The sequence below is a fragment of the Xenorhabdus siamensis genome, from assembly GCF_037996745.1.
Taxonomy (GTDB): Bacteria; Pseudomonadota; Gammaproteobacteria; order Enterobacterales; family Enterobacteriaceae; genus Xenorhabdus; species Xenorhabdus indica.
The window spans coordinates 50,970-76,827 of the sequence record NZ_JBBMXE010000010.1 but is presented as its reverse complement, the minus strand read 5'-3'; the positions used below and the strand labels follow the sequence as shown (position 1 = coordinate 76,827).

The following is a 25,858-nucleotide window of genomic DNA, read 5'->3' as shown; positions in this document are numbered from 1 at the left end:
GTGGAGTTTTAAGAAGATTATTACTGAGCGTTTACTTTATATCAAACAAGTCAAGTTGTCGCTGATTACGTAGTCCTGATGATATGTTATTGAACAAACTATAATCATCGAATGGTAAAGAAAATATAATGTATAACAGAATAAAAATGAAAAACCCCTGTCTTATCAAGACAGGGGTTTACTCAAAATGGCGCATCCGGGAGGATTCGAACCTCCGACCGCTCGGTTCGTAGCCGAGTACTCTATCCAGCTGAGCTACGGATGCGTTGTCAGTTTCTATGTTCTGTTCAGGCGCTATTGACTGCCTAAACTTTCAGAATTTAGACACCTGATAAATTAGGGTGTTTAAAGTGGCGCATCCGGGAGGATTCGAACCTCCGACCGCTCGGTTCGTAGCCGAGTACTCTATCCAGCTGAGCTACGGATGCGTTGTCAGTTTCTATGTTCTGTTCAGGCGCTATTGACTGCCTAAACTTTCAGAATTTAGACACCTGATAAATTAGGGTGTTTAAAGTGGCGCATCCGGGAGGATTCGAACCTCCGACCGCTCGGTTCGTAGCCGAGTACTCTATCCAGCTGAGCTACGGATGCGTTGTCAGTTTCTATGTTCTGTTCAGGCGCTATTGACTGCCTAAACTTTCAGAATTTAGACACCTGATAAATTAGGGTGTTTAAAGTGGCGCATCCGGGAGGATTCGAACCTCCGACCGCTCGGTTCGTAGCCGAGTACTCTATCCAGCTGAGCTACGGATGCGTTGTAAAATGGCGGTGAGGGAGGGATTCGAACCCTCGATGCAGCTCTTAACCACATACTCCCTTAGCAGGGGAGCGCCTTCAGCCTCTCGGCCACCTCACCGTACGCTTTAAAACTCTTGACTTAAGCTCTAGACTTGAAGCTTTCACCTCAAAACTTTTCTTAAAGCTCGTCGTCGTTGCGATGGCGCACATATTACTTTCCCAGCCTGATAAGTCAAACAATTTTTCGTAACTTTTTTCCGTTTGAATACTTTGCGCACACAATGATGAGATTAACATCTAAAAGTCTGTTTTATCGACAGTGAAATTCCCTGAGATGCGTAAAAACTGATGGAAAAAATCATTCACTGCTATGACATCATGAATGATGTCTTTTCAACAGATAGAAAATAAAAAGATATGGGAAAATAGAATTAAAGTAACAAAAAAAGATAAACCATGCGGTTCATAAAAAAGGGAGGAAGTAGAGTAGCGCCCAAGTTTAAAAAAGCATGGACGCCATTCTTGAATTAAAAAGTTGTAGGCTGAGACTTCTCTGCCTGAATCCGTTGATAAATTTCTTCACGGTGAACAGAAACTTCCTTGGGTGCATTCACACCAATTCGAACTTGGTTGCCTTTAACTCCCAGTACTGTAACTGTTACCTCATCGCCTATCATGAGCGTTTCACCAACTCGACGAGTCAGAATAAGCATTCTTTGCTCCTTGAAAATTTAAAAGAGTCGGGTCTCTAGGTTTCCCCGCTATTATCCATCAAACACCGTGAAAACGTAAAGCTATGATATCTACTTAAAGTATAAGCAGTTTTGAACACATTTCCTATATCTATAGGATAGCTAAAATATAAGTATGTGCCCAACGTTTCAACAATTTCACAACAAAAAACATTTGGCACCATAAAAAGATAATTTCATGGTGCCACTACTATCACGGCAATATTAACTACAACCGCAACTACAACCGCGATGTTACCCACTCTTCTACACTAGCTAATGCGGAAGGAAGAGCTGCTACATCTGTCCCACCAGCCTGAGCTAGATCAGGACGTCCTCCTCCTTTACCTCCAACTTGTTGGGCAACAAAAGAGATTAAATCACCCGCTTTTATTCTAGCAGTCAAATCCTTTGTTATACCAACAATTAGGGAGACTTTATCACCAGTCACAGTAGAAAGCACAATAATTGCTGATCCTAATTGATTTTTCAGATCATCAACCATCGTTCTGAGCATTTTGGGTTCAACATCACCCAACTGTGTCACCAGTAGACGAATACCTTGGATATCTTTCGCTTGGTTAGCCAAAGAAGAGCTTTCTTGAGCTGCCTGCTGAGATTTCAACTGTTGCAACTCCTTTTCCAATTGTTTCGTTCTATCCAGCGTCGTTTTCACCTTCTCACTCAGACTGCTGATATCCCCCTTCATCAAATGAGCTATATCTTGCAATAATTCAGTTTGTTGATAAATGGAATTCAGTGCAGTTTGCCCTGTAACTGCTTCGATACGGCGGATCCCAGCGGCTGTGCCCGATTCACTGATAATACGGAACAACCCGATATCACCGGTACGACTTGCATGAGTTCCACCACACAACTCAGTAGAAAAATCGCCCATGCTCAATACACGTACTTGCTCATCATATTTTTCACCAAATAGTGCCATAGCACCCTTGGCTTTTGCTGCTTCCAAGTCCATTAATTCTGTAACAATTGGTAAATTTTTGCGAATTTCTCCATTTACCAGATTTTCTACTTGACGAATTTGTTCTGGCTTCATCGCTTCAAAATGGGAGAAATCAAAACGCAGATACTTATCATTTACCAAAGAACCTTTCTGAGAAACATGCTCTCCCAGAATTTGACGCAATGCTGCATGTAATAAGTGAGTAGCAGAGTGGTTCAAACGAATTGTATCTCTGCGCACTGCATCAATTTTGGCATCAACTGTACCATTAACGCTCAAACTACCATTTGTCAATTTACCAATATGACCAATTGCCTGACCATATTTCTGGGTATCAACAACTTCAAATGTACTTTCACCGCAGGAGAGCTTCCCTGTATCCCCGACTTGTCCGCCAGATTCAGCATAGAAAGCTGTCTTATCAAGTATGACGATCGCCTCTTCACCAGCATGAAGTTGCTCAACTGGCTCTCCATGGCGGTAAATCGCCATTACAATCGCTTTCTGAGAATTATGTTCATAACCAGAAAAATCGCTGTGGCTATCAACTTTGATCACTTCATTGTAATCAGTACCAAAACCACTGGATTCACGAGCACGACGACGCTGACTCTCCATTGCAGTCTCAAAGCCCGCTTCATCAACCTTGATATTACGTTCACGACAAACATCCGCAGTCAAATCAAGAGGGAAGCCATAGGTGTCATATAAGCGGAAAGCAGTTTCACCATCTAAGATATCACCAGACAGTTGCGCCAGCTCTTCATCCAGTAATTGCAGGCCTCGTTCCAAAGTACGGGCAAATTGTTCTTCTTCTGTTTTTAATACCTGCTCAACTAGTGACTGTTGACGTTGCAGTTCCTCACCTGCTGCCCCCATGATTTTGATCAATGGAGCAACCAGCTTGTAGAAGAATGTCTCTTTAGCTCCCAACATATTGCCATGACGAATAGCACGACGAATAATACGACGAAGTACATAACCCCGGTTCTCATTCGATGGAATAACACCATCGCAAATCAGGAATGAGCAAGAACGGATATGGTCAGCAATAACACGTAGGGATTTATTAGTGAGATCAGTTGCACCCGTCACTTCTGCTACTGTAGCGATCAGATCATAGAACGCATCAATTTCATAGTTTGAATTCACATGCTGCAATACCGCAGCCAAACGCTCCAAGCCCATGCCGGTATCAACGGAAGGTTTTGGCAGAGATTCCATTGTACCGTCTGCATGACGGTTAAACTGCATGAAAACGATATTCCAGATTTCAATATACCTGTCACCATCTTCTTCCGGACTACCTGGAGGCCCACCCCAAATATGTTCACCGTGATCGTAAAAAATTTCTGTACAAGGACCGCAAGGGCCAGTATCTCCCATTTGCCAGAAGTTATCTGACGCATAAGGAGCACCTTTATTATCACCAATACGAATAATTCTTTCTGCTGGAACACCGACTTCTTTGTTCCAGATATCGTAGGCTTCATCGTCTGTCTCATAGACAGTCACCCACAATTTCTCTTTCGGCAAATTGAACCACTCTGCTCCTGTCAGCAATTCCCAAGCATATTTAATCGCATCTTGCTTGAAGTAATCACCAAAACTGAAGTTACCCAACATTTCAAAGAAAGTGTGATGGCGAGCGGTATAACCAACATTTTCTAAATCGTTGTGCTTGCCACCAGCACGAACACAGCGCTGAGCCGTTGTTGCTCGAGTATAAGGCCTTTTATCCAACCCAAGAAAAACATCTTTGAATTGGTTCATTCCCGCGTTGGTGAACAACAATGTTGGATCATTGGTCGGCACCAACGAACTACTTGGTACTATTTGGTGCCCTTTAGTGTGAAAAAAGTCAAGAAACGCTTGACGGATCTCAGCGGTGCTTTTGCTCATAATTGTCCCGAAATCAAGCTGAAAAAACAGAATCATGGATGGTTTAGGTGGTATATCTCATCACCATTTCAACTCACGAACACATTAAAATAGGGTTAAGATAGAGTGTCTTCCATAAGAAGTAAAATCCCATATAAATCCATTCGCTTTTCAGCATTGTAATTCGTCTGGACATTTTCTGAAAGTCTGTTTGTCAGACCAGTTTTGATGCAATCGTTTCCAATCGTATTTATTCCTACATATTTATTCCTACATAAAAACAAAAACCACACCCAAACCGGATGTGGTTTTTGACGGAAACAATTTGTGCTCACAAAGTGAAAAGTGATTAAAACTCTTCGTTATTCACTTCTTCGACGTTGTCGTCATAATCAGTGACATAATCAGAAGCAGCGCTACTGAATCCACCTGCATTATTCAACAACAATTCACGCAGTTTTTTATCCAGTTCAGATGCAACTTCTGGATGCTCTTTCAGGTAAATTGTGGCATTAGCTTTACCCTGACCAATTTTATCGCCGTTATAGCTGTACCATGCACCCGCTTTTTCCACCATTTTGTGTTTAACTCCTAGGTCGATAAGCTCACCATAAGTATTAATACCTTCACCATACAGGATTTGGAATTCAGCTTGTTTAAAAGGCGCAGCAACTTTGTTCTTGACGACCTTCACACGAGTTTCGCTACCGACAACCTCATCACTGTTTTTCACAGAGCCAGTACGACGGATATCCAGACGAACAGATGCATAGAATTTGAGTGCGTTACCACCGGTTGTGGTTTCTGGATTACCAAACATCACACCAATTTTCATACGAATCTGGTTAATAAAGATCAGCAATGTATTGGAGTTTTTTAGGTTTCCTGCCAGCTTACGCATAGCCTGGCTCATCATACGAGCCGCCAACCCCATATGTGAATCACCAATCTCACCTTCGATTTCTGCTTTTGGTGTCAACGCAGCAACAGAATCAACCACAATAACATCAACGGCACCAGAACGTGACAAAGCATCACAAATTTCTAACGCTTGTTCACCAGTATCAGGCTGAGAACACAGTAAGTTATCAATATCCACACCCAATTTTTTGGCATAAACTGGATCAAGGGCATGCTCGGCATCAATAAAAGCACACGTTCTGCCTTCACGCTGAGCAGCAGCAATAACCTGAAGGGTTAACGTTGTTTTACCGGAAGATTCAGGCCCGTATATTTCAACAATACGCCCCATTGGCAAACCACCCGCACCCAAAGCAATATCTAATGACAGTGAGCCAGTGGAAATGGTTTCAACATCCATTGAACGGTTTTCGCCCAGACGCATGATAGAACCTTTACCAAATTGTTTTTCAATTTGGCCCAGTGCCGCTGCTAGTGCTTTTTGTTTGTTTTCATCGTTAGCCATGTTTACTCCTTCGTAAGCAATGAAGTGAAGGGGCTGCCTCACTGCTGATAAACTGTTTCTGATACCATGTTTATATAATCAAAGTGCTGAAACCAATTATACTGTATAATCATACAGCATCAAGTTAATTTTTTATGATTTCTTCCAGCAAAGTTTTTAAAGAAAAAATAACTGACTGGAGCCGTACAGAGTAACGATCACCAGTAAAAAGCCGACGATATGACTTCGTGTATACATTTCCACCATCACGAACAGCAAACCCAAAATAGACTGTACCTATTGGTTTTTCTTCGCTGCCACCGTCTGGCCCTGCTACTCCACTGACTGAAATAGCAAAATCTGCTTTAGCGGCTTCCAACGCTCCTGAAGCCATTTCTTTAACAACCTGCTCACTGACTGCGCCAAACTGAGCCAGAGACACATGCGATACTCCCAGCATTTCATGTTTGGCATCATTACTATAAGTCACAAAACCACGATTAAAATAGGCTGAACTACCAGCAATATCTGTGATCGTCTTAGCGATCCATCCCCCTGTACAGGATTCTGCACAGGTTATGGATAATTGTTTCTGGCGTAACCTTTTCCCAAGTTCAATACTAAGCTGATTCAGGATTTTTTCATCCATAGTACGCCTTTAATTCTATAAGAAATTAATTTTTCTGAAGCAGATCCCAAATCCACAATCCGCCGATTGCGAAAGAAAATAAGATACCAAACCCAATACCTATAGCAATGACGGACATTCCTGACATGATGGAAATCAAGTACAGCCCTAGCATAATCAGCATTGCGCTGTTTTCACCAAGATTCTGTACCGCAACAGCTTTACCGGCTCCCATCTCATGCTTCCCATGTTCCTGCAACAATGCATTCAATGGCACGACGAAAAGACCACCAAACACACCAAGCGTAATCAGGATTAAGTATGAATGCCATATTGATTGTTGAATGGTAAAAATGATCACAATAACACCGATCAAAATTCCGGCAGGCATACAACGACGCACAGTTTTCAATGTAATAAACCTTGCAGCCAAACCCGCTCCCACAATAATACCAATCGCAACAACTGCATTCATCAAGGTTGGCGTTGTATTACCTTCAATCCCCAGAACGATAGGCACCCATGCAACCAACAAAAAGCGAAGAGTAACACCAGCCCCCCAGAACAGGCTAGTTCCAACTAAAGAGAAACGGGTTTCCGCGTTTCGCCAAAGGGCAGAAGTCACAACAATAAAATCCACCAGCATTGCTTTGGGAGCCCAACCTTTCCCCTGACGGGCTGCTGCTAAACGAGGAATATAGATATTGGCTACCACAGCTGCACCATACATAAAGGCGCATAACCCCAATGCAAGAAACAGACTGAAATCAGAGAGAAAGCCACCTGCTACAGAACCAATCAGAATCGCTGCAATTGTTGATGCTTCCATCATGCCATTAGCTTTGACCAGATGCTCACCATCAGTCAATTCGCCCAAGATTCCATATTTAGCAGGTGAATAAGCTGCTGCTCCAATTCCCACAAGGGTATATCCCAGAAAAGGATTCATATCAATGCAGATACTGACAGCACCCAGTAATTTGATGCTATTAGAAAAGAGCATAACCCGGCCTTTCGAAAACCGATCAGCAATTTGCCCCACAAAAGGGGCAAGTACAATATAAGTCAGCACGAAAACAATTTGTAGGGCTGGCAGGCTCCATCCCGGATAAGACTCAGCTTTCAATTGAGCTAATATAGCGAAGAATAGTGCATTATCAGCAAAAGCAGACAAAAACTGGGATAATAAAACTGCCTTCATTCCTCGACTTAACAGTGGTTGTGTCTCCACAGTCCCATTCATTTCCTTACTCCTGCTCTGCCATTTCTCTTAATGTGACAAAATCAGGTTTGCCACTACCAAGTAAAGGTAATTGCTGCACATAGCGAATATCTCGTGGAACTGCCAGTTCAGGCATTCCAATTTCGCGTGCAACAACTAACATCGCATTTCTGTTCAGAACGGTATCTGTCGTGAACAGCACCAGAGCTTCACCTTTACTGTAGTCGCTTCTCGCCGTTGCTACATGCAGAGCATCCGGTGATATCCTTGAAGCAATTTGCTCTACGGCTTCAAGAGAAATCATTTCACCGGCCAATTTAGCAAAACGCTTCACGCGCCCTTTAATCGTACAAAAACCCTCTTCATCTATAGAGACAATATCGCCTGTATCATACCAACCAAGCTGTAGATTCCCTTCAATATTTTCTGCTGCGGGTGGCTCAAGACGATCCGGAGTCTCAACCCGCAGATAACCTTTCATGATATTCGGGCCACGTAATTGCAGACGTCCACCTTCTTCAATACCTGGCACAGGCAATAAGCGCGCTTCCATACCCGGCAAAATCCGTCCAACTGTACCTACTTTGGCAACCATCGGGACATTAATTGCCACAACAGGAGCACATTCTGTCACGCCATAACCTTCCAGAATACGGATACCAAATTTATCCTGCCAAACACGTCTGGTGTTTTCTGACAGTTTTTCTGCACCTGCAACGACATAGCGCAAGCGGGCAAAATCATAAGGGTGAGCAAAACGGGCATAGTTACCCAGGAAAGTTGAGGTTCCGAACAGAACCGTACAGTTTTGGTCATAGACCATTTCAGGAATAACACGATAATGCAGTGGATTTGGGTAAAGGAATACACGGCTTCCCGTCATCAAAGGGGTAAATAACCCGACTGTCAGCCCAAAGGCATGAAACAAGGGCAAAGATGACATAAAACGATCCTGCGGAGTAAAGTCTGCAATCGTTTTAATTTGCTCAACATTAGCCAATAAACTGGCATGACTATGCACAACCCCTTTTGGTGCACCTTCAGAACCTGAAGTAAATAGGATCAGCGCCTCATCTTCTGGCCTCTGTGAAGGCAAAATAGCTGTGGTCGGAAAAATTAAATGCCAAAATATCCAAAACTTATCGTCCCATGTGATGGTATCTTTCAGATCTTCAAGATAAACCCAATTCGCTTCTGTTACTTGCTCAGGCAAATGAGTTAACTGCCCTTTTTCCAGAAATTGACGAGAGGTCACAATGGATTTGATTGTCGCCGCTTGTATGGCATTTTTAACACCACGGGTTCCCGCCGTATAGTTCAACAAGGCCGGAACCCGGCCTCTCAGCGATGCGCCGTATATAGCAGCCGCCATAACAGTAGCATTAGGCAGTAAAAATCCGATTCTTTCACCTTCCTGAGTAAAACGTTCTAAGATCCGACTGACTGACAATATTTTTTTCAGTAGTGTGTGATAACTATCTTCTTTCAGTGCGGTATCTTCAATACAGGATTTAAAACGACCAAAACGCTTTTGAGCTATCAGATAAGCACTGAATAACGTCTCTTTCGGACGTGTCTGCATTCTCACATCCATCATGACAGCATGCAGTTTTTCTCCCGCCAAACGACGACGTATTGACGAATCTGGGGCATCAGGCATTGGAAAATCTATGGCAGGTAAGATCTTGATGGTAATTTTAGGGAACCAATGAAGTTTCATAACACCTTTCAAACGCCCAAAGATACTTTGTTCTGCACCATCAATACGAATAGGCACGACTTTGGCATCTGACTTGGCTGCGATGAACGCTGCACCATCATAAACTTTCATCAAAGAGCCCGTTACCGTGATCCGGCCTTCAGGGAAAATTACGATAGGCCGCCCATTATCGATCTCTTTAACCAGCGTTCTGATTGCCATCGGATTCGTTGGATCCAAGGGCACAACATCCGCATAAGGTTTAATAAATTTGAGAAAGCTCCGTGTCGCAATATTAGAATAAATGGCAAATACGGGTTTCACCGGCAGAAAAAGTCCAATCAGAAGACCATCCAAAAAGGAAATATGATTGGGAGTAATAATACATTTGGGGTGTTTGAGATGCTTATCATCACCTTCTACTGTAACTCCAAAGAGCACACGCACAAGTAATCGCAGAAACGTTAAGAGCATATCCATATCTCAATCCATATCTCAATATAATTAAATAAAATTAAAGTGAGTAATAAGTAGAGTGATACTATAAGAGGTATAAATGATCTGAGATATAGAATTTATTACTCATATAAAAAATAAACGTAAAAATAAAAAAATATATCAAATTATCTGTTTATATTGCCTCAAAATATAACTTTTTATATCAAGAACGGTATTTTCTATTGGTAGGGTAGCATCGACAATAAAATGTGCACATTCACGATATAGTGGCTCTCTTTCTGCCAACACTCCGGCTATTTCTTCTGTTATGGATTTCCCAGTCAGGCTAGGGCGCTGTGAATTTTCTGGATTATGAGATAACCGCTCTATCAGAACTTCTACCGGGGCTTGCAGATAAATCACAATGCCATTTTGCCGCATATACTGCCGATTCTCGGCTGCTAATACCATTCCACCCCCTGTAGAAATGACCCGGTTTTTCTGGCTGACAGCTTTTAATGTTTGGCTTTCCAACTTCCTGAAATAGTCCCAACCATGTTGCTCAACGAGGTCAGCAATAGTCATCCCACATGAAATCTGAATAATTTCATCGGTGTCAACAAATTTATACGCTAACACTTCAGCCAACAAATTACCTATTGTCGTCTTCCCTGCACCACGTGCACCTACGATAAATAGAGTTTGCTTCATTGTGTTGTTTTTCCTGAAGGTCTAAGCCATTAAAGTTGAATACAAAGTATAGTAATTAAATATTTACATTTATGTAATAATATATTTTTACTACACTATTTTTACCACACTAAAAGTCACACTTAATGATAAGTGTGACTGGTTCTGATTTAAAAATGACTAAAACAGAATATTGCCATTAACGACGGGTAAGGTAATCTCCGTAACCGATCCATTTATAAGTCGTCAATGCATCCAGCCCCATTGGACCTCTGGAGTGTAGTTTCTGGGTACTAACAGCAACCTCTGCCCCTAAACCAAACTGACCGCCATCAGTAAAACGTGTACTAGCATTTACATATACAGCCGAAGAGTCTACGTGACGAATAAAATAGTCTGCATGCTGTAAAGACTCTGTCAAAATAGCATCCGAATGGGCTGTACCATAAGTACGGATATGTTCAATAGCTTTATCAATATCGCTGACAATTTCCACATTCATATCCAATGATAGCCATTCATCGCAATAGTCTGCTTCTGCCACTTCAACAACGTTTGCCGGGCCATCTTTCAGTAACGCCATAGCTGACGCCCCTGCATGCAATGTTACCCCCTGCTCTTTCATTCTGACACTTAATGCCGGCAGAAAGTCAGCGGCTATTCTCTCATGTACCAAGAGAGTTTCCAAAGCATTACAGGCGCTTGGTCGTTGAACTTTTGCATTGGTGATAACTTCCAACGCTTTTTCGAAATTCACATGTTCATCAACAAACGTGTGACAAACGCCAATTCCTCCAGTGATAACCGGAATAGTGGACTGTTCTCGGCAAAGTTTATGCAACCCAGCCCCCCCTCTTGGGATCAGCATGTCAATATAGCGATCCATTTTCAATAATTCGGCAACTAATTCACGATCAGGTTTACTAATCGCTTGAACCGCCGCGGCAGGTAAACCACTTTGTTCTAATGCCTGTTGGATCACTTTTACCATTGCTTGATTGGTATGATGGGTTTCCTTACCACCACGTAGTATCACGGCATTCCCTGTTTTCAGGCATAATGATGCTACATCAATAGTGACATTGGGACGAGCTTCATAAATTACACCAATTACACCAAGGGGAACGCGGCGTCGGCTCAGTTGCAATCCATTATCCAACAGTTGTCCATCCATCACCTGTCCCACAGGATCAGCCAATCGACAAACCTGACGCACATCATTAGCAATCGCTTTCAACCGTTCAGGGGCCAGCAATAACCGATCAAGCAATGCCTCATTCATACCTTGTTGACGGGCTTGTTCCATATCCTGCTGATTAGCAGCAAGGATCTCTTCTGTTTCCTGCTCAAGTAAATCAGCAATATGACCCAACACCTGATTTTTCTGACTGGTGCTCAATTGAGCCAGTTGCCATGATGCTGCTTTAGCTGCTTTTCCCATCTGCTCTAGCATGGTGGAATCCTTAACTTACGATCATATCATCACGGTGCACAGCAACTGCACCATATTCATAACCCAATATCTGGCAGATTTTCTGTGAATGGTGACCTGCAATCAAGCGTAAAGCGTCACTGTTGTAACGGCATACACCATGGGCTAACTTCTTGCCGGATAAGCTACAGATGCGGACAACTTCACCACGGGAAAAGTCACCTGCAACACTTCTTATCCCTTTCGGCAATAAAGAGCTGCCTTTCTCAAGAATGGCAGATTCTGCACCCTCATCAACAATGATTTCTCCCGCAGAAGGTGCACCGAAGATCCAGCGCTTACGATTTTCCATCGGACTGGTCAAGCCATGGAAACGTGTACCAACCGATTTGTCTTCAATCACATCAGCAACGACATTGGCCCTATTACCCGCAGCAATAATCACATCAATTCCGGCACGACCTGCAACACCTGCAGCCTGAAGTTTTGTCGCCATACCGCCGGTTCCAAGACCTGACACGCTATCCCCGGCCATCATTTTGAGTTCATCGCTGATATCATGTACTTCACGAATAAGTTCTGCATTAGGATTACTGCGGGGATCGGCAGTATATAGCCCTTCAATGTCTGTCAGAAGCAATAATTTATCCGCACTCGCCAGAATTGCCGCCAAAGCAGAAAGGTTATCATTATCACCCACTTTGATCTCTGCTGTTGCAACTGCATCATTTTCATTAATGATCGGGATAATCTGGTTATCAAGTAGTGCATGAAGTGTATCCCTTGCATTCAGGAAACGTTCACGATCTTCCAGATCTGCTCGGGTTAACAACATTTGGCCGACATGAATGCCATAAATGGAGAAAAGCTGCTCCCATAATTGGATCAAGCGGCTTTGCCCTACAGCAGCAAGCAACTGTTTTGAAGCAATTGTCGCTGGCAGTTCTGGATAACCAAGATGTTCCCGGCCTGCGGCAATGGCACCGGAAGTTACAATAATAATACGGTGACCTTTTTCATGTTGCTGCGCGCATTGCCGAACCAACTCCACCATATGGGCACGATTTAAACGACGGGAACCACCAGTCAGTACACTCGTCCCCAATTTCACAACCAATGTTTGACTGTCATTCATCATATTCCTGCCATTACCATTCATTTGAAAAATAAATAAGACACAATAAATTTAAAAAAACAGAGCTCAGTTTTAGCAGGAGAGAAGCGTCATGCCAACTGGCATAACGCAAAATTCAAAAAAAGTTGATTTATACCCTTAATTCATCAAGTTGCCTTCTTATTGATTCCATTTATTTATGATCCTGATACAACTTAGAATTTATCGGGTATAAAACAAATTCATGCCAAAATTTAGATCTGAGGAGTAACAGTGTTGTCGGATGGGATTAGCGTCAGTTTGAAGGTATCAAGAGAATCGGACAGACGTTTGTGAAACGCCTGCAATGTTGATTCAAGATGCTTAAGATCAGCTTCTTTTTTGATACTCATTGGTTGCCACTCACCATGTTTATCAAATAGGCCTATCCGATAGTTATAAACAAACCCTTTTTCCTGTAATTCCAATTCTAACCACCATCCCCAAAACTCCCGTTTTTCTGGTGCTGCTTTTGCACTCACACAAACAGCCAGACAATCAAAAAAGAAGTAATCATTTTGGCATTTTAGTTCGCGTAAGTAGGGCCCTAATGCAGAAAAACTCTTTAACAACTTATTTCTGGAATAACTTGCGGGTACAGTCATACAAAGGTCTCCTTTATAAACAGAAGCACATTTGTATCAAATGATTAAAAAATTTCAACTATTAAATTTAAGTTTAGTCAACTTTATCTTTCAACCATACACTTGATTCGTGTAATGCCCTACTGAAACCACTGTAGACAGGGGTTGACGGAATTGCCAATAAAGATCCATCCATTGATGATCTAGCAATAAGTTTTGAGTCTTCTCTTGGACTGAAAATATCCTCTTTCCAATATACTGAAAACATTGGCACAGAACAGCGGCGCCCCAGTAATCCTTGATTTTTCAAGGAATAACAGCTCAGTTCTAAACGCAGAGCAGCTTCATCAACATGGTAAACGCCCAGGCGATTGGCAAGTACATCTTTGTACATTGACGGAATTTTCTGCTGCAACTTTTCATCATGCAGAAGTTCATGAACAACCGGACTGACCACTGCCACTCCCTTAATAAGATGAGGCTCCAGATATGCAAGACGAACAGCAATATTGGCACCAAAACGAAAACCAAAAATGCCCACTCTTGTATGGTCAATCCACGGAACAGTTTTTAATTGTTGCAATACTTGTTGATGAAGAGCGCAAGTATCCTGTGTCAATGTAAACTTGGCTGAATAGCCTATAGAGGGCATATCTACCGTCAGCATTGCAAAACCTAGCGGTGAGAAATGTTCCCGAAACAATCGCCAACAATCACTTTGCAGACTATCAAGACTGGCACAAACAAGTATTGTCGGACATGGCCCCTGAATATCTGGAGGAATATGCAGTAAACCGGTAACGGTTTTACCTTCTTCTACCTGAAATTTCAGTTTTTTCAACTGATAATCAGAAAAATGTGCTGCATTTTCATAAGCTTTATTAGCCAGAGCAACAGCCTGATTTGCCAATTCGTCACCACGCAGATGGGGATACGCAGCAACGCTGTATAACATTGAGGCTTTTAACCAACACTCACTGGCTTCAGATCCCTGTTCAACATGCTGTGCTTTCTGCTGCCAGAACATGGCCTGTTGTGACCATTCAAAGGCCCAATTCCCTTTACGATAGCCAACCACTGTGTCCAATAAATGGTCATGACTGCGTTCAGCATTTGTCACCGCAATCCTGCTGAGAACATCTTGAATTTCCAGCGGATTGATCCCCCTCCAGATCCAAGCGAGCCAGTTAATCATGCGATACCAACGTTCCTGGCGCTCTCCACTGAGTACTTTATTACTGGCATTAGTCACTTGTGGACAAACGTATTTTACCAATGTAGAAGTTTCCCGCTGTTTAACCTGAGGTTTAAACAGCGATTCTGAAAGATTATGTTTAGTCATGGCAAAAGAAATTTATTACTGCTTATCACAAAAATATCCAATAGATTTCGAGTCGCATTGCAGTAGCAATAGAAAAATCCCCAGACGCATAGGTAACTATATGACTGGGGTAGCTATAAAGAATCGTGCAGCCAATTAAAGAGCAACTTGCAAGATGAGAGGTATAGTATAATTATTATTCACAGATAGGTGGGATAAACGCTACGCCCATATCCCACGGCTGTTCAATCCATGTGTTTTGAGGAATATCAACTACATAATCATCCACTAACGGACGGCCAGCAGGTTTGGCAAAAATCGTCACGAAGTGCGCTTTTGGATACATCTCACGGATTGCCTGAGCAGTGCCTCCGGTATCAACCAAATCATCAACGATGATAAAGCCTTCTCCATCCCCTTCGGCTTTTTTCAACACCTTTAACTCACGCTGATTATCATGATCATAACTGGAAATACAAACTGTATCCACATGACGGATCCCCAGTTCACGAGCCAATAAAGCTCCAGGTACAAGCCCGCCACGACTGACAGCAATAATACCTTTCCATTGCTCTGCGGGAAGTAAACGTTGTGCCAGTTTACGGGCATGTATTTGCAACATATCCCACGTTACGACATATTTTTCGCTCATAAAATTTGATCCTGGAAACTAAGAAAATCTCAGAAAAGAGTTGTTTGTTGCGGAATAAAGGTTGCGCGAGATTATAGTGAGTTAGGCGAGCAAAAACCAGCAAAAACAAGGAACATCCTGATTGCGCATTATTCACAAGAAAATGGTATTCTCAGGCAAGAGCATAGACACTGGGGCAGCTCAAGATGATAAAAGCCCCCGATATGTCAAACATTATATACTTCCCATTTCATCAAGATGCAGTTACAGGAGATCTGACGTGTCCGAATTATCAACACTATCCCCTCAGCCATTATGGGATATTTTTGCTAAAATTTGCTCCATTCCACACCCATCCTATCATGAAGAAGAACTGGCCTCTCACATCATTGAATGGGCTAAAAACAGAAATTTCCATGTTGAACGCGATAAAGTCGGTAATATCCTGATCAGAAAACCGGCCACAAAAGGCATGGAAAACCGCAAAGCAGTCGTGCTTCAAGCTCATCTTGATATGGTTCCTCAAAAAAACAATGATACACAACACGATTTTACGAAAGATCCCATCCGTCCTTACATTGATGGTGATTGGATAACGGCTGAAGGTACAACATTAGGGGCAGATAATGGTATTGGTGTGGCTTCCGCCTTGGCAGTGCTGGCAGATGAATCTGTCAAACACGGCCCGCTGGAAGTTTTACTGACCATGACTGAAGAAGCAGGTATGGATGGTGCATTCGGCCTTCAACCCGGCTGGTTGCAAGCTGATATTCTGATAAATACTGATTCAGAAGAAGAAGGCGAAATCTATATGGGTTGTGCAGGTGGTATTGATTTTGTCTCAACGATAACACTCTCCCGCGAGTCTCTGCCAGCAAACTATCAAACTCTGCAACTAACGCTGAAAGGCTTGAAAGGTGGTCATTCCGGTGGTGATATCCACTTAGGATTAGGTAACGCTAACAAATTACTGGCTCGTTTTCTCGCTACACATACAGAAGAACTTGGCCTGAAATTGATTCATTTTCAGGGAGGAACACTGCGTAATGCTATTCCTCGTGAAAGCTCTACTATCATTGCCGTGCCAGCAGAGCAGCGCCAAAAGCTACATCAATTAAAAGATGATTATTTGGAAACATTGAAAAATGAATATGCGGTTGCTGACACAAATTTGACTCTCTTATTGGACGAAATTGAAACTTCATCACCAGCATTGACAGCAGACTGCCAGTCTCGTTTTATCTCTATGTTAAACACCATGCCTAACGGTGTTATCCGTATGAGCGATGTCGCTAAAGGTGTTGTAGAAACATCCCTGAATGTAGGCGTTGTTAATATGGAAGCAGACAGAGTGGAAATTATCTGTCTGATCCGTTCATTAATTGAAAGTGGTAAAGCCTATGTTGCCGGGATGCTGAATTCTCTGGCAAAACTGGCCGGCGCAGAAACAACAGCAAGTGGTGATTATCCTGGCTGGCAGCCGGATGCCAATTCTCCGGTTATGCATTTAGTCCGCGAAACTTATCACCAATTGTTCGACAACATGCCGAATATTATGGTGATCCACGCAGGTTTGGAATGTGGGTTGTTTAAAAAACCGTATCCAGATATGGATATGGTCTCCATTGGCCCAACCATTCGTGGCGCACATTCACCTGATGAAAGGGTTCACATTAAGAGTGTTGGTCAATATTGGCAATTGTTGACTGCCATTCTGAAATCAATTCCGGTGAAAGAGTAATGTCGGCATCCCCCCTGCTCACAAGCAGGGGGAATATTCTTTCTTACACGCTTTCCCTATAACAAGCGGTATTACCATTCCAACAATAACTGTCGTTCCAGTTGTGGATTCTGTAATGTCACGTGCAGACCAACTAACCGGACGCCCCGGCCTTCTCTGCGAATTTCCCAAGCCTGTCTGGCGATCCGAAGCAGATCCTGTTTATCTAATAGAGGATGAACATGTTCCTGTGTCGTCAGTTGAAAATCATCAAATTTTAATTTAATGCCCTGACGAGCAATACGGAGATCAGGCTTAACCTTTCCCAACCGCTTTTCCAGTTCAGGGTAAAGTTGTTCAATCAATTCGGCACAATCACGCCAATCATGAATATCCTGCGCCAGTGTTTTTTCGACACCAACAGATTTACGTAAGCGCTCAGGCTTGATTAAGCGCTCATCAATACCATGACAACGCTGCCAAAGTGCTAAGCCAAATTTCCCTAATTTTTTTATTAACTCTAACTTGTCATAGCGTTGCACATCCACACAGGTTTCCAAGCCCAGACCTGATAATCGATTAGCCGTTACTTTTCCCACACCGGGAATTTTGTGTAATGGTAAAGATTTCACAAACTCTTCAACTTGTTCAGGAGCAATCACATACTGACCATTGGGTTTATTGATATCTGATGCAATTTTGGCCAGAAATTTAACGGGTGCAACACCTGCCGAAGCAGTTAATTGCAACTCCTCAAAAATGACCTGACGAATCTCTTTAGCAATTAGCGTCGCGGAACCATAACAATATTGGCAATCCGTTACATCCAGATAAGCCTCATCCAGAGAAAGCGGTTCAATCAATTCGGTATAACGAGAAAAAATCTGGCGGATACGTTGAGAAACTTCTTTATAGAACGCCATTCGTCCTGAAATCACTTTCAATTGAGGACAAAGTTTCAAAGCCATTGAGGTAGACATAGCGCTGTGTATGCCGAAACGGCGGGCAGGATAATTCGCTGTACTGATAACACCTCGCCTGTCAGCACTACCACCAACAGCAATAGGAATATCGCGAAGTGATGGGTTATCCCGCATTTCAATAGCAGCAAAAAAGCAGTCCATATCAATATGAATAATCTTGCGCATCTTATCTCTCCACGACAAATAACTGTATATATATACAGTTAAAAATCATAACGCGCTACTTTTTTTAACCATTTTTATCACATGCATTTCTATCGATTTTGAAAAAGATAAGGTTTTGCGGGTCAAAAAACGTGAGCAATCACTTCTGTGCCGGGATCGATGAGAAGAAATGCACGATAAAGTGATAGGGACGTCTATTGAGCGTGAAAACTACGTTTAATGAGTAATCTAACCATTTACATAACCTGAAAATCAAGCATCAGAAAGTCACCTGGGATAATGACTATATGCTGAAAGTTCTTACTATGGGATTTTCAGCAGTATAAATTAGACCCGTTTGCCCTGGTTCGAATCATGACCGACGTGAAACATTAACGGTGGCTGGAGATCATATTTTTATCAAATGTCTGTCACAATTGCTTAGTTCAGATTAAATTATTATTGAGTAGTTTAATTTAAAATATTTATTCTTTCTTATGCGAATTATTATAAGCAATCCAACTCTAACCATAATTTCAATCGCATGACACTTAATAATGAACTCCATAAGCATTTTTTTATTACTAATACCAATGACTTCGAACGCTCTTTTTAAGTGAGTCTGTACGGTACTGTTTTCTATAGATAATAACCTTGCAATATCTTTGATAGACGTATTTAACGTAGAAAGGGCAAGGCACTCTATTTGCCGATAAGACAATTGATGTCCTAATATTTGATTGATTAAATTATATACCTCAATATTTTTTATATCAAAAACTGGAGAATATGATGAACTTGTCAATTGTAAAATAATATTTTTTATATCAGTCTTTGTGTGATAATGGATAATTTTCTCATCATTGAAAACAATTTTTGTTGTTCCACGATAATTAACCTTTTTTCCGGTTGCAGAAATTGAATAAAACTCACCAAGATGTTCTCCTTCAATTTCCCAATCAATAATAATATCTCTATTGTGAGCGCTGATATTATTTTCTCTGTATACTAAATAAGGAAAAGCCCTGTACCAAATTTTCAATAGTGTTATAAAAGAATCAATGCCAACTGAAGTTCCGGTAGGACTTTCAATAATTGTATCATTATCCATCATTTTTATTGATTTATCTGTGGGATTTTTTAGAACCCAAACTTCATGCATAAAATACTTGGCATTAGATATATTTTTTTCTCTTTGTTTAGTAGTCATAAAGTTATACCTTGCGGATTCGACAAACTAATAAGTGCTATTTTTCAAAAGAGCGGTTAGTTGCTATAACAAGCATCTTTTCTACCACAGGGAAATACACTATGTCCTATACACAACTGACTGAAACAGAAAGATACCATTTCCCCAGTTTAAAAAAAGCAGGTTGTTCACATCTTTTCATTTCCGCGTCATTCAATCGAAATTCACACCTGCCATCAGTCGGGAGATGAAGAGAAATCAGAATAAATCAGGCAATATTTTCCAAAGAGAACTGATTTTAATGAATTAACTGATCAAAAAATAAATTTTATTGTAAACCGCTTAAATGATTACTCCATAAAAACACAGCACGCTAAAACACCGAATGAATTATTAAGGAAATATAAGCACGTTTACTACCAGATTAACAATGTTGTACTTATTATGTAATCTCACCAAATCTAAATATAATTAAAGTAATTTTGGTACTGTATTACACAATGCAGTACCATTTAGTTATTATCACTATTTGATCTATTAATTTAGATAATTTTATCTTCACCCATTTTTAATTTTTCAAAAAAATAGAGTAGAAGGGCACAAGAAAACGCAGATAAAACACTATAGTCAAACACACTTTTTAATAAGCCGGTTGTTGCCATTGCGATAGCAAAAATTAATAGCAGGATTGCACTTATCAATGCACTTTCTTTGATTTTAAAACCTACCATTAAGCATATTGGTAAAATGATTTCCAGAAGAGTAACTCCCCAGCCCAAAATAGGGATCATAAAATCAGGTGCCCAAGGGTTTAAACGTTTAACAACGTCAAGAAATACAGTGAAGTTACCCCATGTAATTTGCTCTTCACCATATCCACCATGAAAACCCAGTCTGTCAGCAACTGCGACTAGAAATGCAATAGAAAGTGAGTAACGTGCGATTAACATTGCATATCTTAATTGATTTCCACTTAACATAGGATTTCCTTTAGTCGTGAAACTATCATGTCTTATGAAAATAATATTCATAGAATATATTGTTTAACACATCAACTAAGTTGCAAATAATGGAAATTTACTACCCATTATCTCCAATGCTTACTGCCATTCTATTCAAGGCATTCATGACTGATATAGCAGCAGTCAGATCAACAATTTCTTTTTCTGAAAAAACCTCTTCTAAACGTTCTCTGATAGGGTCAAGATTTTTTTTCCTAATGCTTGTTGTTAGCGCTTCACACCATTCTAATGCCAATATTTCTTTCGGACTATAGATATTGGAATTAAACCAGCCTGGTAACTTATCGAACTTTTCCTCTTTTATACCTAGCTTACGCCCCATTTCTGCATGGAGCCTACAACAGTAGGCACAACCATTAATTTGTGAGGTTCGCATTTCAACTAAAAGAATAAGCGAGTGATCTAATTCAGTTTTCTGTATTTCATCATAACTTTTATACAGTGGGTTTATTATCTTAGGGGATATTTTTGCGTAATTCATTATAACCTCTGTTTACTATTTTATAAAATGAAAATATAAAATACATTCTCTTTATATATTATTGTAACAGATTTATAGAAAGATCATCTTGTGAAATTCTACCACTTCTCAAAAGTAAAGAGATAGAAAATTGTAAAAAATCATTTGAAATTAATGAATCAACATTTTCAAACCAAGATTGAGAGTTTTTTGCTGCTATATGTAAATTTAATGATTCATTTTGCCGGCACTGTTGGTAATGTGCAAGGTTGGTTAGATCTAATCTATTGCATGACCTTAGATTTTCCGCTAGTGCAATTGCATCTCCTATTGCTAACTTTGTTCCTGAGCCGATAGAAAAATGTGTAGAATGAGCAACATTTCCTAGCAAAACTTTTTTATCGTAATACCAAATTTTGCTTACGGGAGAAACAAAACGACGCCAATAGATTTTTTTTCTAAATATATCATTGAATTTTAATGGATGGCCATGTAAATGTCGGTAAAAAGTTTTTTCCAAAAAATTTATTGTTTGCTTTTTATCCATATATAAAAATCCTGTTTTTATCCAAGTTTCATGTGAACATTCAACAATAAACGTAGAACAATTTTTCTCAAACTTGAAACAATGCGCCCAAAACCAACCTGTTTCTGTTTGTTCGAAAATAAAATTAAAGGTATTATTAAAAAGTTGTGAAGTCCCTAACCATAAATATAAATTATTTCCTTCATGAAGTACTGTATTAAATTTATTTTCTAACTGATTTCTTATTTTACTGTTGGAACCGTCACTTATAACCGTCAGATCAGCGGAGAGCTTAATAAGATCTTCATATTTTAATGAAATATTATAATTTATTCTGATACCAATATCCTGTGCTCTTTTTCTCAGAATATTGACCATACTTAATCGACTGATCGCAAGAAGTTGTTGCTTGGATGAGCGGATTATCTTTCCTCTAATGTGAATATCAATATGATTTAACGTTAAAACATGAGACCTGAGTTGTTCAACAATAATAGGATCAATTTTGGCTAATTGTTGTAAAATTGATTCAGAAAGTGTAAGCCCCCACCCGGTTGTAACGTTTGGTAAGTGACGTTCATATATAACAATTTCATGATGGTGATTATGCATTTTTGTAAGAATGGCAAACACTAATCCGGCAGGGCCTGCACCAATACACTGTATTTTCATTTATTTTCTTCCCAAATTATTTAAATTTGAAAAATTCAGATACATCATTGTAAGCCATACGCAACACGTTTAATGTTGACTAAGTGTTTCCAGATGATCGGATCAGTCGTATGGTTGCTGCCAAAAGTTCCGCTACCTTGCATAAATGATATAGGGAGCTCAGTTGTTTCTCCAAGCATGCCATGTGTTGCCGCAGTATTCACCAAAATCCTCCCGGCAGGCATAGCGAGCGAGAATTGATGAATCTCATCGGGATCTTCACTATGTATTACGGCTGTATGACCAGCACCTTCTTTACAAATTAACGAATAAGAGAGGTCAATACCATTTTCTTCATTGGCAGTATATAACGTTAATATTGGTGCCATTTTTTCATTGCTGAGAAAATCATATCTCCCTAATTCAGCCGGTATAATAAGCAATTTAATTGGATAATTGCGCGATATATGAGCTTTTTCTGCCAATGATGCGGCATAAAGACCAATATTTTCCCGCTTCAGATATTGGGTCTCTTGGTTAAATAACATTTGAATAGCTTGTTCAATTTCACTGGCGGTCAAGATAGCTGCACCATCTGCCTCTAAAGCTATGATCAGGTCATTTCTACAGGCAGGATGTGTTATAAGATTACTTTCTGAGCCACAAACAATACCATTATCATACATTTTTCCCTTAACAATATTGGCAGCAGCTTTTTTGATATTAGCGGATCGCCCAATATAAACCGGAACATTGCCAGGCCCCACACCAAATGCTGGCTTACCTGAACTGTAAGCTGCATGGACTATTGTTTTCCCCCCTGTAGCAAGGATCATATCTACACCAGGGTGCTGCATTAACATATGAGTTTTATCGTGACTTGGCGGTGTACAAACCTGAATCAATGAAATCGGCAAACCATGGGAAACAATAGTCTGTTGTACTAACTGAATAAATTCACTTGCTAATTTATCTGTTTTGGAAGGATAGCTGAAAATGATAGCATTGCGAGTTTTGAGAGAAAGCATGATTTTGAAAAGTGAATTTGGAATTGGATTGGTTAATGGAACAACAGCAAATATCAATCCTACCGGACTGGCATATTCAATGAGTCTTTGGCTGCCATCAAGGCGACCGTAGGTTTTGGTGCCATATAATCCTTTAAATACTTGATTAACGACTAATGCTAATTTGTGTTCTTTATCATCAGCATTGCCGATATGTGTTACAGCAAGCTCTTTTTCGGCCCATTGACGACAGCGGGAGGAAAAGATTTTAGCTAAATCGTGCAGAACATTATCAATCTCTTCATCTGAGCATTTTTCAATCTCTTTTTGTGCCCCCCTTCCTTGGTAAATTAATGTATCTATATAAAGAGTTGTTTCAGCTTGGTGATCAGAGATATTAATATTTTCTTTTTTTGTCATGATATTATCCTCAATATTGTTTATTTTATAAAGTTACCAATTGATAGGTTGACGAGATGCATAGAAATGCCCATGTTGTGTTCTGTCTTTATCTAAAGCGAGCCAAACAGCGGTATCAGCACCGTCAGCAGCAGAATTAGGGGCTTGTCGTGAATCAATTTGACTGTCTAGAGTGGTTCTGCACCAACCTGGGCTACATACACTGACAGAGATATTCGAATCGCGCAGCTCTTTGGCCCATTGTAAAGCAAGCATGTTTAAGGCTGCTTTAGAGGTGCGATAGGCCGAACCTTCAACCTTGTTGTACTTTGAATGGGGATCGGCTGCTTGAGATAAGGCAGCAAGATCAGTAGATATAAAAATCAGCCTGGCTTCTTTTGAGCGTTGGAGTAAAGGTAAAAATGCCTGAGTGACAAGCCAGGGACCGATCAAATTGACCTCTAGAGTTTTATGAATACTATCCAGAGATGTTTCACTGGGTTTTTGAATTGAATCCAAAAAGATTCCTGCATTATTGATAAGCACATCAATAGTTATATTATTACTAAGCATTAAATTTGCAGCCGATTTTATAGATTCTTGGTCCGTAACATCCAAATGTAATAGCTCGGCAGTAATTCCCAGTTGGGTTAATTGTAAAACACTTTTTTCAAGAGCTGATATATTACGACCTGAAAGTATGACCCGGTGGCCTCGCTCACCTAATTTTTCGGCTATTTTAAACCCAATACCTTTGTTAGCTCCTGTAATTAAACATGTTTTATTCATCTTAATTTCCTTCTTTAAGGATGACTAAATCATTCTCAGGAATACAATCTCTAATTTTTCTCTTGAGTTTTTTTCCTGTTACGCCTAGGTATTTATTGGCAGATTCATACACAATATTATCTATTAATGGCCATTGTTTTTTTCGGTTATAATAATTAATTTCCCGTAGTAGCGTGGTTGGGGATATTCTGTATTCTGCTTTTAATTCGACGATAGCGGTTATCTGTTGAGTGCTATCAAGCATAGAAATTGAGACGATGCTGATATCAAAAATACTATCAATGTTTTTCAACAGCCATTCTTCGCATTGAGTACTGTAAAGTGGACCGTCAGGAGTGTTAATCCAATCTGATGTACGATCAACGTGGTAAAAAAAACCGTCGTTTGTACGGTAAACTAAATCACCGGTTAACCAATAACCATTCAGCCGATTTTTTTCAGTCATCAAGTGGTTATTCCAATATCCTGCTGTTACTGATTTTGAAATCACACCTAGCATACCGATTTTATTGTCAGGAAGCCTATTTCCATCTTTATCGAATATGACAGCATCAACCCAAGAAAAGGGCTTTCCAATACAACGATCGTATCTTTCTGTTGTCGGTTGATGAATATTTCTGAACATGGCAAATGCGAATTCTGATGAACCAAGGTTGTCGATGAAAAAAGATCCCTGTATTTTTTTGCCATCAACGCAATGGTGACCATAAGAAATCAGTTTCCGTATATGTGATTCGTGGTTGGCATCACCTGTCGAAATCCAATGGGAAATAGAACTGAGATCCCAGCTATCGAGATTCTCCCTGCATATATCAACAAATATTTTGGGAAAAGCAGCAACGGTATCAGGCTTGATTTTTTCAATGGTATCTAAAATATGAACAGCAGTTTTCCTTGATTGAATATGTATTACCGCACCTCGCATCAACGTCAGCATTATCAGTGTCATTGAGGCGCCGTGAGAGTGAGGAAATGTGGATAATATTTGTTTTCCTCGTTGCTTACCGACTTCTTGCAAGACGCCATAAAACATAGATTCGTGGGTAAAGATGACCGGTTTAGGAAAACCAGTTGTACCAGAGGTATGTCCCAGTAAGATAATATCTTTTGGATGGTGTTGATAATAGTCTGTAATAGGTTTCTTAAGTGTATTAAGAATTTTAAGGGTAATAAATTTAAAATCAGTAGATTTATTATTTAGCTCACTAATTCGTTGTTCATCTGAAACAATAAATCTCGCTCCACTATTACTCATAAACTGAAATGCAATATTACTACTGAGTTCCCCATTTACAAAAATGGGAAATGCACCTATGTTGTTCAATGCAATAAAGTTAATTAAATAATCTATAGTATCATCAAGATATAATGCGACAGGCTCACGTTTTTGGACACCTAATGCAATATATTCTGTATAGGTATTAAATTATACCCCTTTTTACTATATT

General features: G+C 40.4%; 21 protein-coding genes, 5 tRNA genes and 1 pseudogene. 2 read left to right on the top strand and 25 right to left on the bottom strand.

Features of this window, described 5'->3' with window-relative positions; genetic code table 11:
• Positions 1–188: 188 nt before the first annotated feature.
• The 17 genes from AAC852_RS10740 to gpt all read right to left on the bottom strand — a co-directional run bounded on the left by AAC852_RS10740 (position 189) and on the right by gpt (position 15,541).
• A tRNA-Arg gene (locus AAC852_RS10740) sits at positions 189–265 on the bottom strand.
• 86 nt (positions 266–351) lie between these two features.
• Positions 352–428 (bottom strand) — tRNA-Arg (locus AAC852_RS10735).
• A gap of 86 nt (positions 429–514) precedes the next feature.
• A tRNA-Arg gene (locus tag AAC852_RS10730) sits at positions 515–591 on the bottom strand.
• A gap of 86 nt (positions 592–677) precedes the next feature.
• Positions 678–754, bottom strand: a tRNA-Arg gene (locus AAC852_RS10725).
• A gap of 9 nt (positions 755–763) precedes the next feature.
• A tRNA-Ser gene (locus tag AAC852_RS10720) sits at positions 764–856 on the bottom strand.
• A gap of 409 nt (positions 857–1,265) precedes the next feature.
• Positions 1,266–1,451, bottom strand: a complete 186-nt coding sequence (gene csrA, locus AAC852_RS10715; protein WP_010845367.1) for a carbon storage regulator CsrA — start codon at positions 1,449–1,451, stop codon at positions 1,266–1,268.
• 259 nt (positions 1,452–1,710) lie between these two features.
• Positions 1,711–4,338 (bottom strand): alanine--tRNA ligase, encoded by a 2,628-nt coding sequence (gene alaS, locus AAC852_RS10710; protein WP_340621027.1) that lies wholly within the window; start codon positions 4,336–4,338, stop codon positions 1,711–1,713.
• A 328-nt stretch (positions 4,339–4,666) separates the two neighbouring features.
• Complete coding sequence (recA, locus tag AAC852_RS10705) at positions 4,667–5,743, bottom strand: recombinase RecA (protein ID WP_340621026.1); 1,077 nt, start codon at positions 5,741–5,743, stop codon at positions 4,667–4,669.
• A 124-nt stretch (positions 5,744–5,867) separates the two neighbouring features.
• Positions 5,868–6,371, bottom strand: a complete 504-nt coding sequence (gene pncC, locus AAC852_RS10700; RefSeq protein WP_340621025.1) for a nicotinamide-nucleotide amidase — start codon at positions 6,369–6,371, stop codon at positions 5,868–5,870.
• A 25-nt stretch (positions 6,372–6,396) separates the two neighbouring features.
• A complete protein-coding gene (gene lplT / locus AAC852_RS10695) occupies positions 6,397–7,593 on the bottom strand; it encodes a lysophospholipid transporter LplT (protein ID WP_340621024.1) in 1,197 nt (398 codons plus the stop codon).
• Between the two features lie 4 nt (positions 7,594–7,597).
• Positions 7,598–9,745, bottom strand: coding sequence for a bifunctional acyl-ACP--phospholipid O-acyltransferase/long-chain-fatty-acid--ACP ligase (aas, locus tag AAC852_RS10690; RefSeq protein ID WP_340621189.1), 2,148 nt, complete (start codon positions 9,743–9,745; stop codon positions 7,598–7,600).
• 144 nt (positions 9,746–9,889) lie between these two features.
• Entirely contained in the window at positions 9,890–10,420 is a 531-nt protein-coding gene (gene aroL, locus AAC852_RS10685; RefSeq protein ID WP_340621023.1) for a shikimate kinase AroL, read from the bottom strand.
• Positions 10,421–10,598: 178 nt separating this feature from the next.
• Complete coding sequence (proA, locus tag AAC852_RS10680) at positions 10,599–11,852, bottom strand: glutamate-5-semialdehyde dehydrogenase (RefSeq protein ID WP_340621022.1); 1,254 nt, start codon at positions 11,850–11,852, stop codon at positions 10,599–10,601.
• A 10-nt stretch (positions 11,853–11,862) separates the two neighbouring features.
• Complete coding sequence (gene proB, locus AAC852_RS10675) at positions 11,863–12,966, bottom strand: glutamate 5-kinase (RefSeq protein WP_340621021.1); 1,104 nt, start codon at positions 12,964–12,966, stop codon at positions 11,863–11,865.
• 233 nt (positions 12,967–13,199) lie between these two features.
• The gene (gene crl / locus AAC852_RS10670; protein WP_340621020.1) at positions 13,200–13,589 is read right to left on the bottom strand and encodes a sigma factor-binding protein Crl; all 390 of its coding nucleotides are present in this window, start codon (positions 13,587–13,589) and stop codon (positions 13,200–13,202) included.
• A 73-nt stretch (positions 13,590–13,662) separates the two neighbouring features.
• A complete protein-coding gene (gene frsA / locus AAC852_RS10665; protein ID WP_340621019.1) occupies positions 13,663–14,910 on the bottom strand; it encodes an esterase FrsA in 1,248 nt (415 codons plus the stop codon).
• Between the two features lie 175 nt (positions 14,911–15,085).
• Positions 15,086–15,541: a xanthine phosphoribosyltransferase gene (gene gpt, locus AAC852_RS10660; protein ID WP_340621018.1), complete on the bottom strand. Its 456-nt coding sequence runs from the start codon at positions 15,539–15,541 to the stop codon at positions 15,086–15,088.
• Between the two features lie 259 nt (positions 15,542–15,800).
• On the opposite strand from gpt, the gene pepD reads away from it, so the two are divergent.
• Positions 15,801–17,261 (top strand): beta-Ala-His dipeptidase, encoded by a 1,461-nt coding sequence (gene pepD / locus AAC852_RS10655; protein WP_340621017.1) that lies wholly within the window; start codon positions 15,801–15,803, stop codon positions 17,259–17,261.
• Positions 17,262–17,332: 71 nt separating this feature from the next.
• On the opposite strand, the gene dinB is transcribed toward pepD, so the two are convergent.
• Together dinB and AAC852_RS10645 are read right to left on the bottom strand one after the other, a co-directional pair.
• A complete protein-coding gene (gene dinB, locus AAC852_RS10650) occupies positions 17,333–18,388 on the bottom strand; it encodes a DNA polymerase IV (protein WP_340621016.1) in 1,056 nt (351 codons plus the stop codon).
• 430 nt (positions 18,389–18,818) lie between these two features.
• Positions 18,819–19,577 carry an ester cyclase gene (locus AAC852_RS10645; protein WP_340621015.1) on the bottom strand — a complete coding sequence of 253 codons (759 nt, stop codon included), beginning with the start codon at positions 19,575–19,577 and terminating at the stop codon, positions 18,819–18,821.
• 246 nt (positions 19,578–19,823) lie between these two features.
• Between AAC852_RS10645 and AAC852_RS10640 the strand changes: the two are divergent.
• Positions 19,824–20,006 (top strand): annotated as a pseudogene (locus AAC852_RS10640) (hypothetical protein); the annotation flags it as partial.
• 92 nt (positions 20,007–20,098) lie between these two features.
• On the opposite strand, the gene AAC852_RS10635 reads toward AAC852_RS10640, so the two are convergent.
• The 6 genes from AAC852_RS10635 to AAC852_RS10610 all read right to left on the bottom strand — a co-directional run bounded on the left by AAC852_RS10635 (position 20,099) and on the right by AAC852_RS10610 (position 25,815).
• Positions 20,099–20,536, bottom strand: coding sequence for a MauE/DoxX family redox-associated membrane protein (locus tag AAC852_RS10635; protein WP_340621014.1), 438 nt, complete (start codon positions 20,534–20,536; stop codon positions 20,099–20,101).
• A 100-nt stretch (positions 20,537–20,636) separates the two neighbouring features.
• Positions 20,637–21,059 (bottom strand): carboxymuconolactone decarboxylase family protein, encoded by a 423-nt coding sequence (locus AAC852_RS10630; protein WP_340621013.1) that lies wholly within the window; start codon positions 21,057–21,059, stop codon positions 20,637–20,639.
• A 58-nt stretch (positions 21,060–21,117) separates the two neighbouring features.
• A complete protein-coding gene (locus tag AAC852_RS10625) occupies positions 21,118–22,236 on the bottom strand; it encodes an FAD-dependent monooxygenase (RefSeq protein ID WP_340621012.1) in 1,119 nt (372 codons plus the stop codon).
• 44 nt (positions 22,237–22,280) lie between these two features.
• On the bottom strand, positions 22,281–23,642 hold the full coding sequence (locus tag AAC852_RS10620) for an aldehyde dehydrogenase family protein (RefSeq protein WP_340621011.1): 1,362 nt from the start codon (positions 23,640–23,642) through the stop codon (positions 22,281–22,283).
• Positions 23,643–23,675: 33 nt separating this feature from the next.
• Positions 23,676–24,410: an SDR family NAD(P)-dependent oxidoreductase gene (locus AAC852_RS10615; protein ID WP_340621010.1), complete on the bottom strand. Its 735-nt coding sequence runs from the start codon at positions 24,408–24,410 to the stop codon at positions 23,676–23,678.
• Between the two features lies 1 nt (position 24,411).
• Positions 24,412–25,815: a class I adenylate-forming enzyme family protein gene (locus tag AAC852_RS10610; RefSeq protein WP_340621188.1), complete on the bottom strand. Its 1,404-nt coding sequence runs from the start codon at positions 25,813–25,815 to the stop codon at positions 24,412–24,414.
• Positions 25,816–25,858 lie beyond the last annotated feature (43 nt).

Coding starts and splice junctions, on each gene's coding strand:
- csrA (WP_010845367.1), bottom strand. CDS start 1,451: ATGCTTATTCTGACTCGTCGAGTTGGTGAAACGCTCATGATAGGCGAT.
- alaS (WP_340621027.1), bottom strand. CDS start 4,338: ATGAGCAAAAGCACCGCTGAGATCCGTCAAGCGTTTCTTGACTTTTTT.
- recA (WP_340621026.1), bottom strand. CDS start 5,743: ATGGCTAACGATGAAAACAAACAAAAAGCACTAGCAGCGGCACTGGGC.
- pncC (WP_340621025.1), bottom strand. CDS start 6,371: ATGGATGAAAAAATCCTGAATCAGCTTAGTATTGAACTTGGGAAAAGG.
- lplT (WP_340621024.1), bottom strand. CDS start 7,593: ATGAATGGGACTGTGGAGACACAACCACTGTTAAGTCGAGGAATGAAG.
- aas (WP_340621189.1), bottom strand. CDS start 9,745: ATGCTCTTAACGTTTCTGCGATTACTTGTGCGTGTGCTCTTTGGAGTT.
- aroL (WP_340621023.1), bottom strand. CDS start 10,420: ATGAAGCAAACTCTATTTATCGTAGGTGCACGTGGTGCAGGGAAGACG.
- proA (WP_340621022.1), bottom strand. CDS start 11,852: ATGCTAGAGCAGATGGGAAAAGCAGCTAAAGCAGCATCATGGCAACTG.
- proB (WP_340621021.1), bottom strand. CDS start 12,966: ATGAATGACAGTCAAACATTGGTTGTGAAATTGGGGACGAGTGTACTG.
- crl (WP_340621020.1), bottom strand. CDS start 13,589: ATGACTGTACCCGCAAGTTATTCCAGAAATAAGTTGTTAAAGAGTTTT.
- frsA (WP_340621019.1), bottom strand. CDS start 14,910: ATGACTAAACATAATCTTTCAGAATCGCTGTTTAAACCTCAGGTTAAA.
- gpt (WP_340621018.1), bottom strand. CDS start 15,541: ATGAGCGAAAAATATGTCGTAACGTGGGATATGTTGCAAATACATGCC.
- dinB (WP_340621016.1), bottom strand. CDS start 18,388: ATGCGCAAGATTATTCATATTGATATGGACTGCTTTTTTGCTGCTATT.
- AAC852_RS10645 (WP_340621015.1), bottom strand. CDS start 19,577: ATGACTACTAAACAAAGAGAAAAAAATATATCTAATGCCAAGTATTTT.
- AAC852_RS10635 (WP_340621014.1), bottom strand. CDS start 20,536: ATGTTAAGTGGAAATCAATTAAGATATGCAATGTTAATCGCACGTTAC.
- AAC852_RS10630 (WP_340621013.1), bottom strand. CDS start 21,059: ATGAATTACGCAAAAATATCCCCTAAGATAATAAACCCACTGTATAAA.
- AAC852_RS10625 (WP_340621012.1), bottom strand. CDS start 22,236: ATGAAAATACAGTGTATTGGTGCAGGCCCTGCCGGATTAGTGTTTGCC.
- AAC852_RS10620 (WP_340621011.1), bottom strand. CDS start 23,642: ATGACAAAAAAAGAAAATATTAATATCTCTGATCACCAAGCTGAAACA.
- AAC852_RS10615 (WP_340621010.1), bottom strand. CDS start 24,410: ATGAATAAAACATGTTTAATTACAGGAGCTAACAAAGGTATTGGGTTT.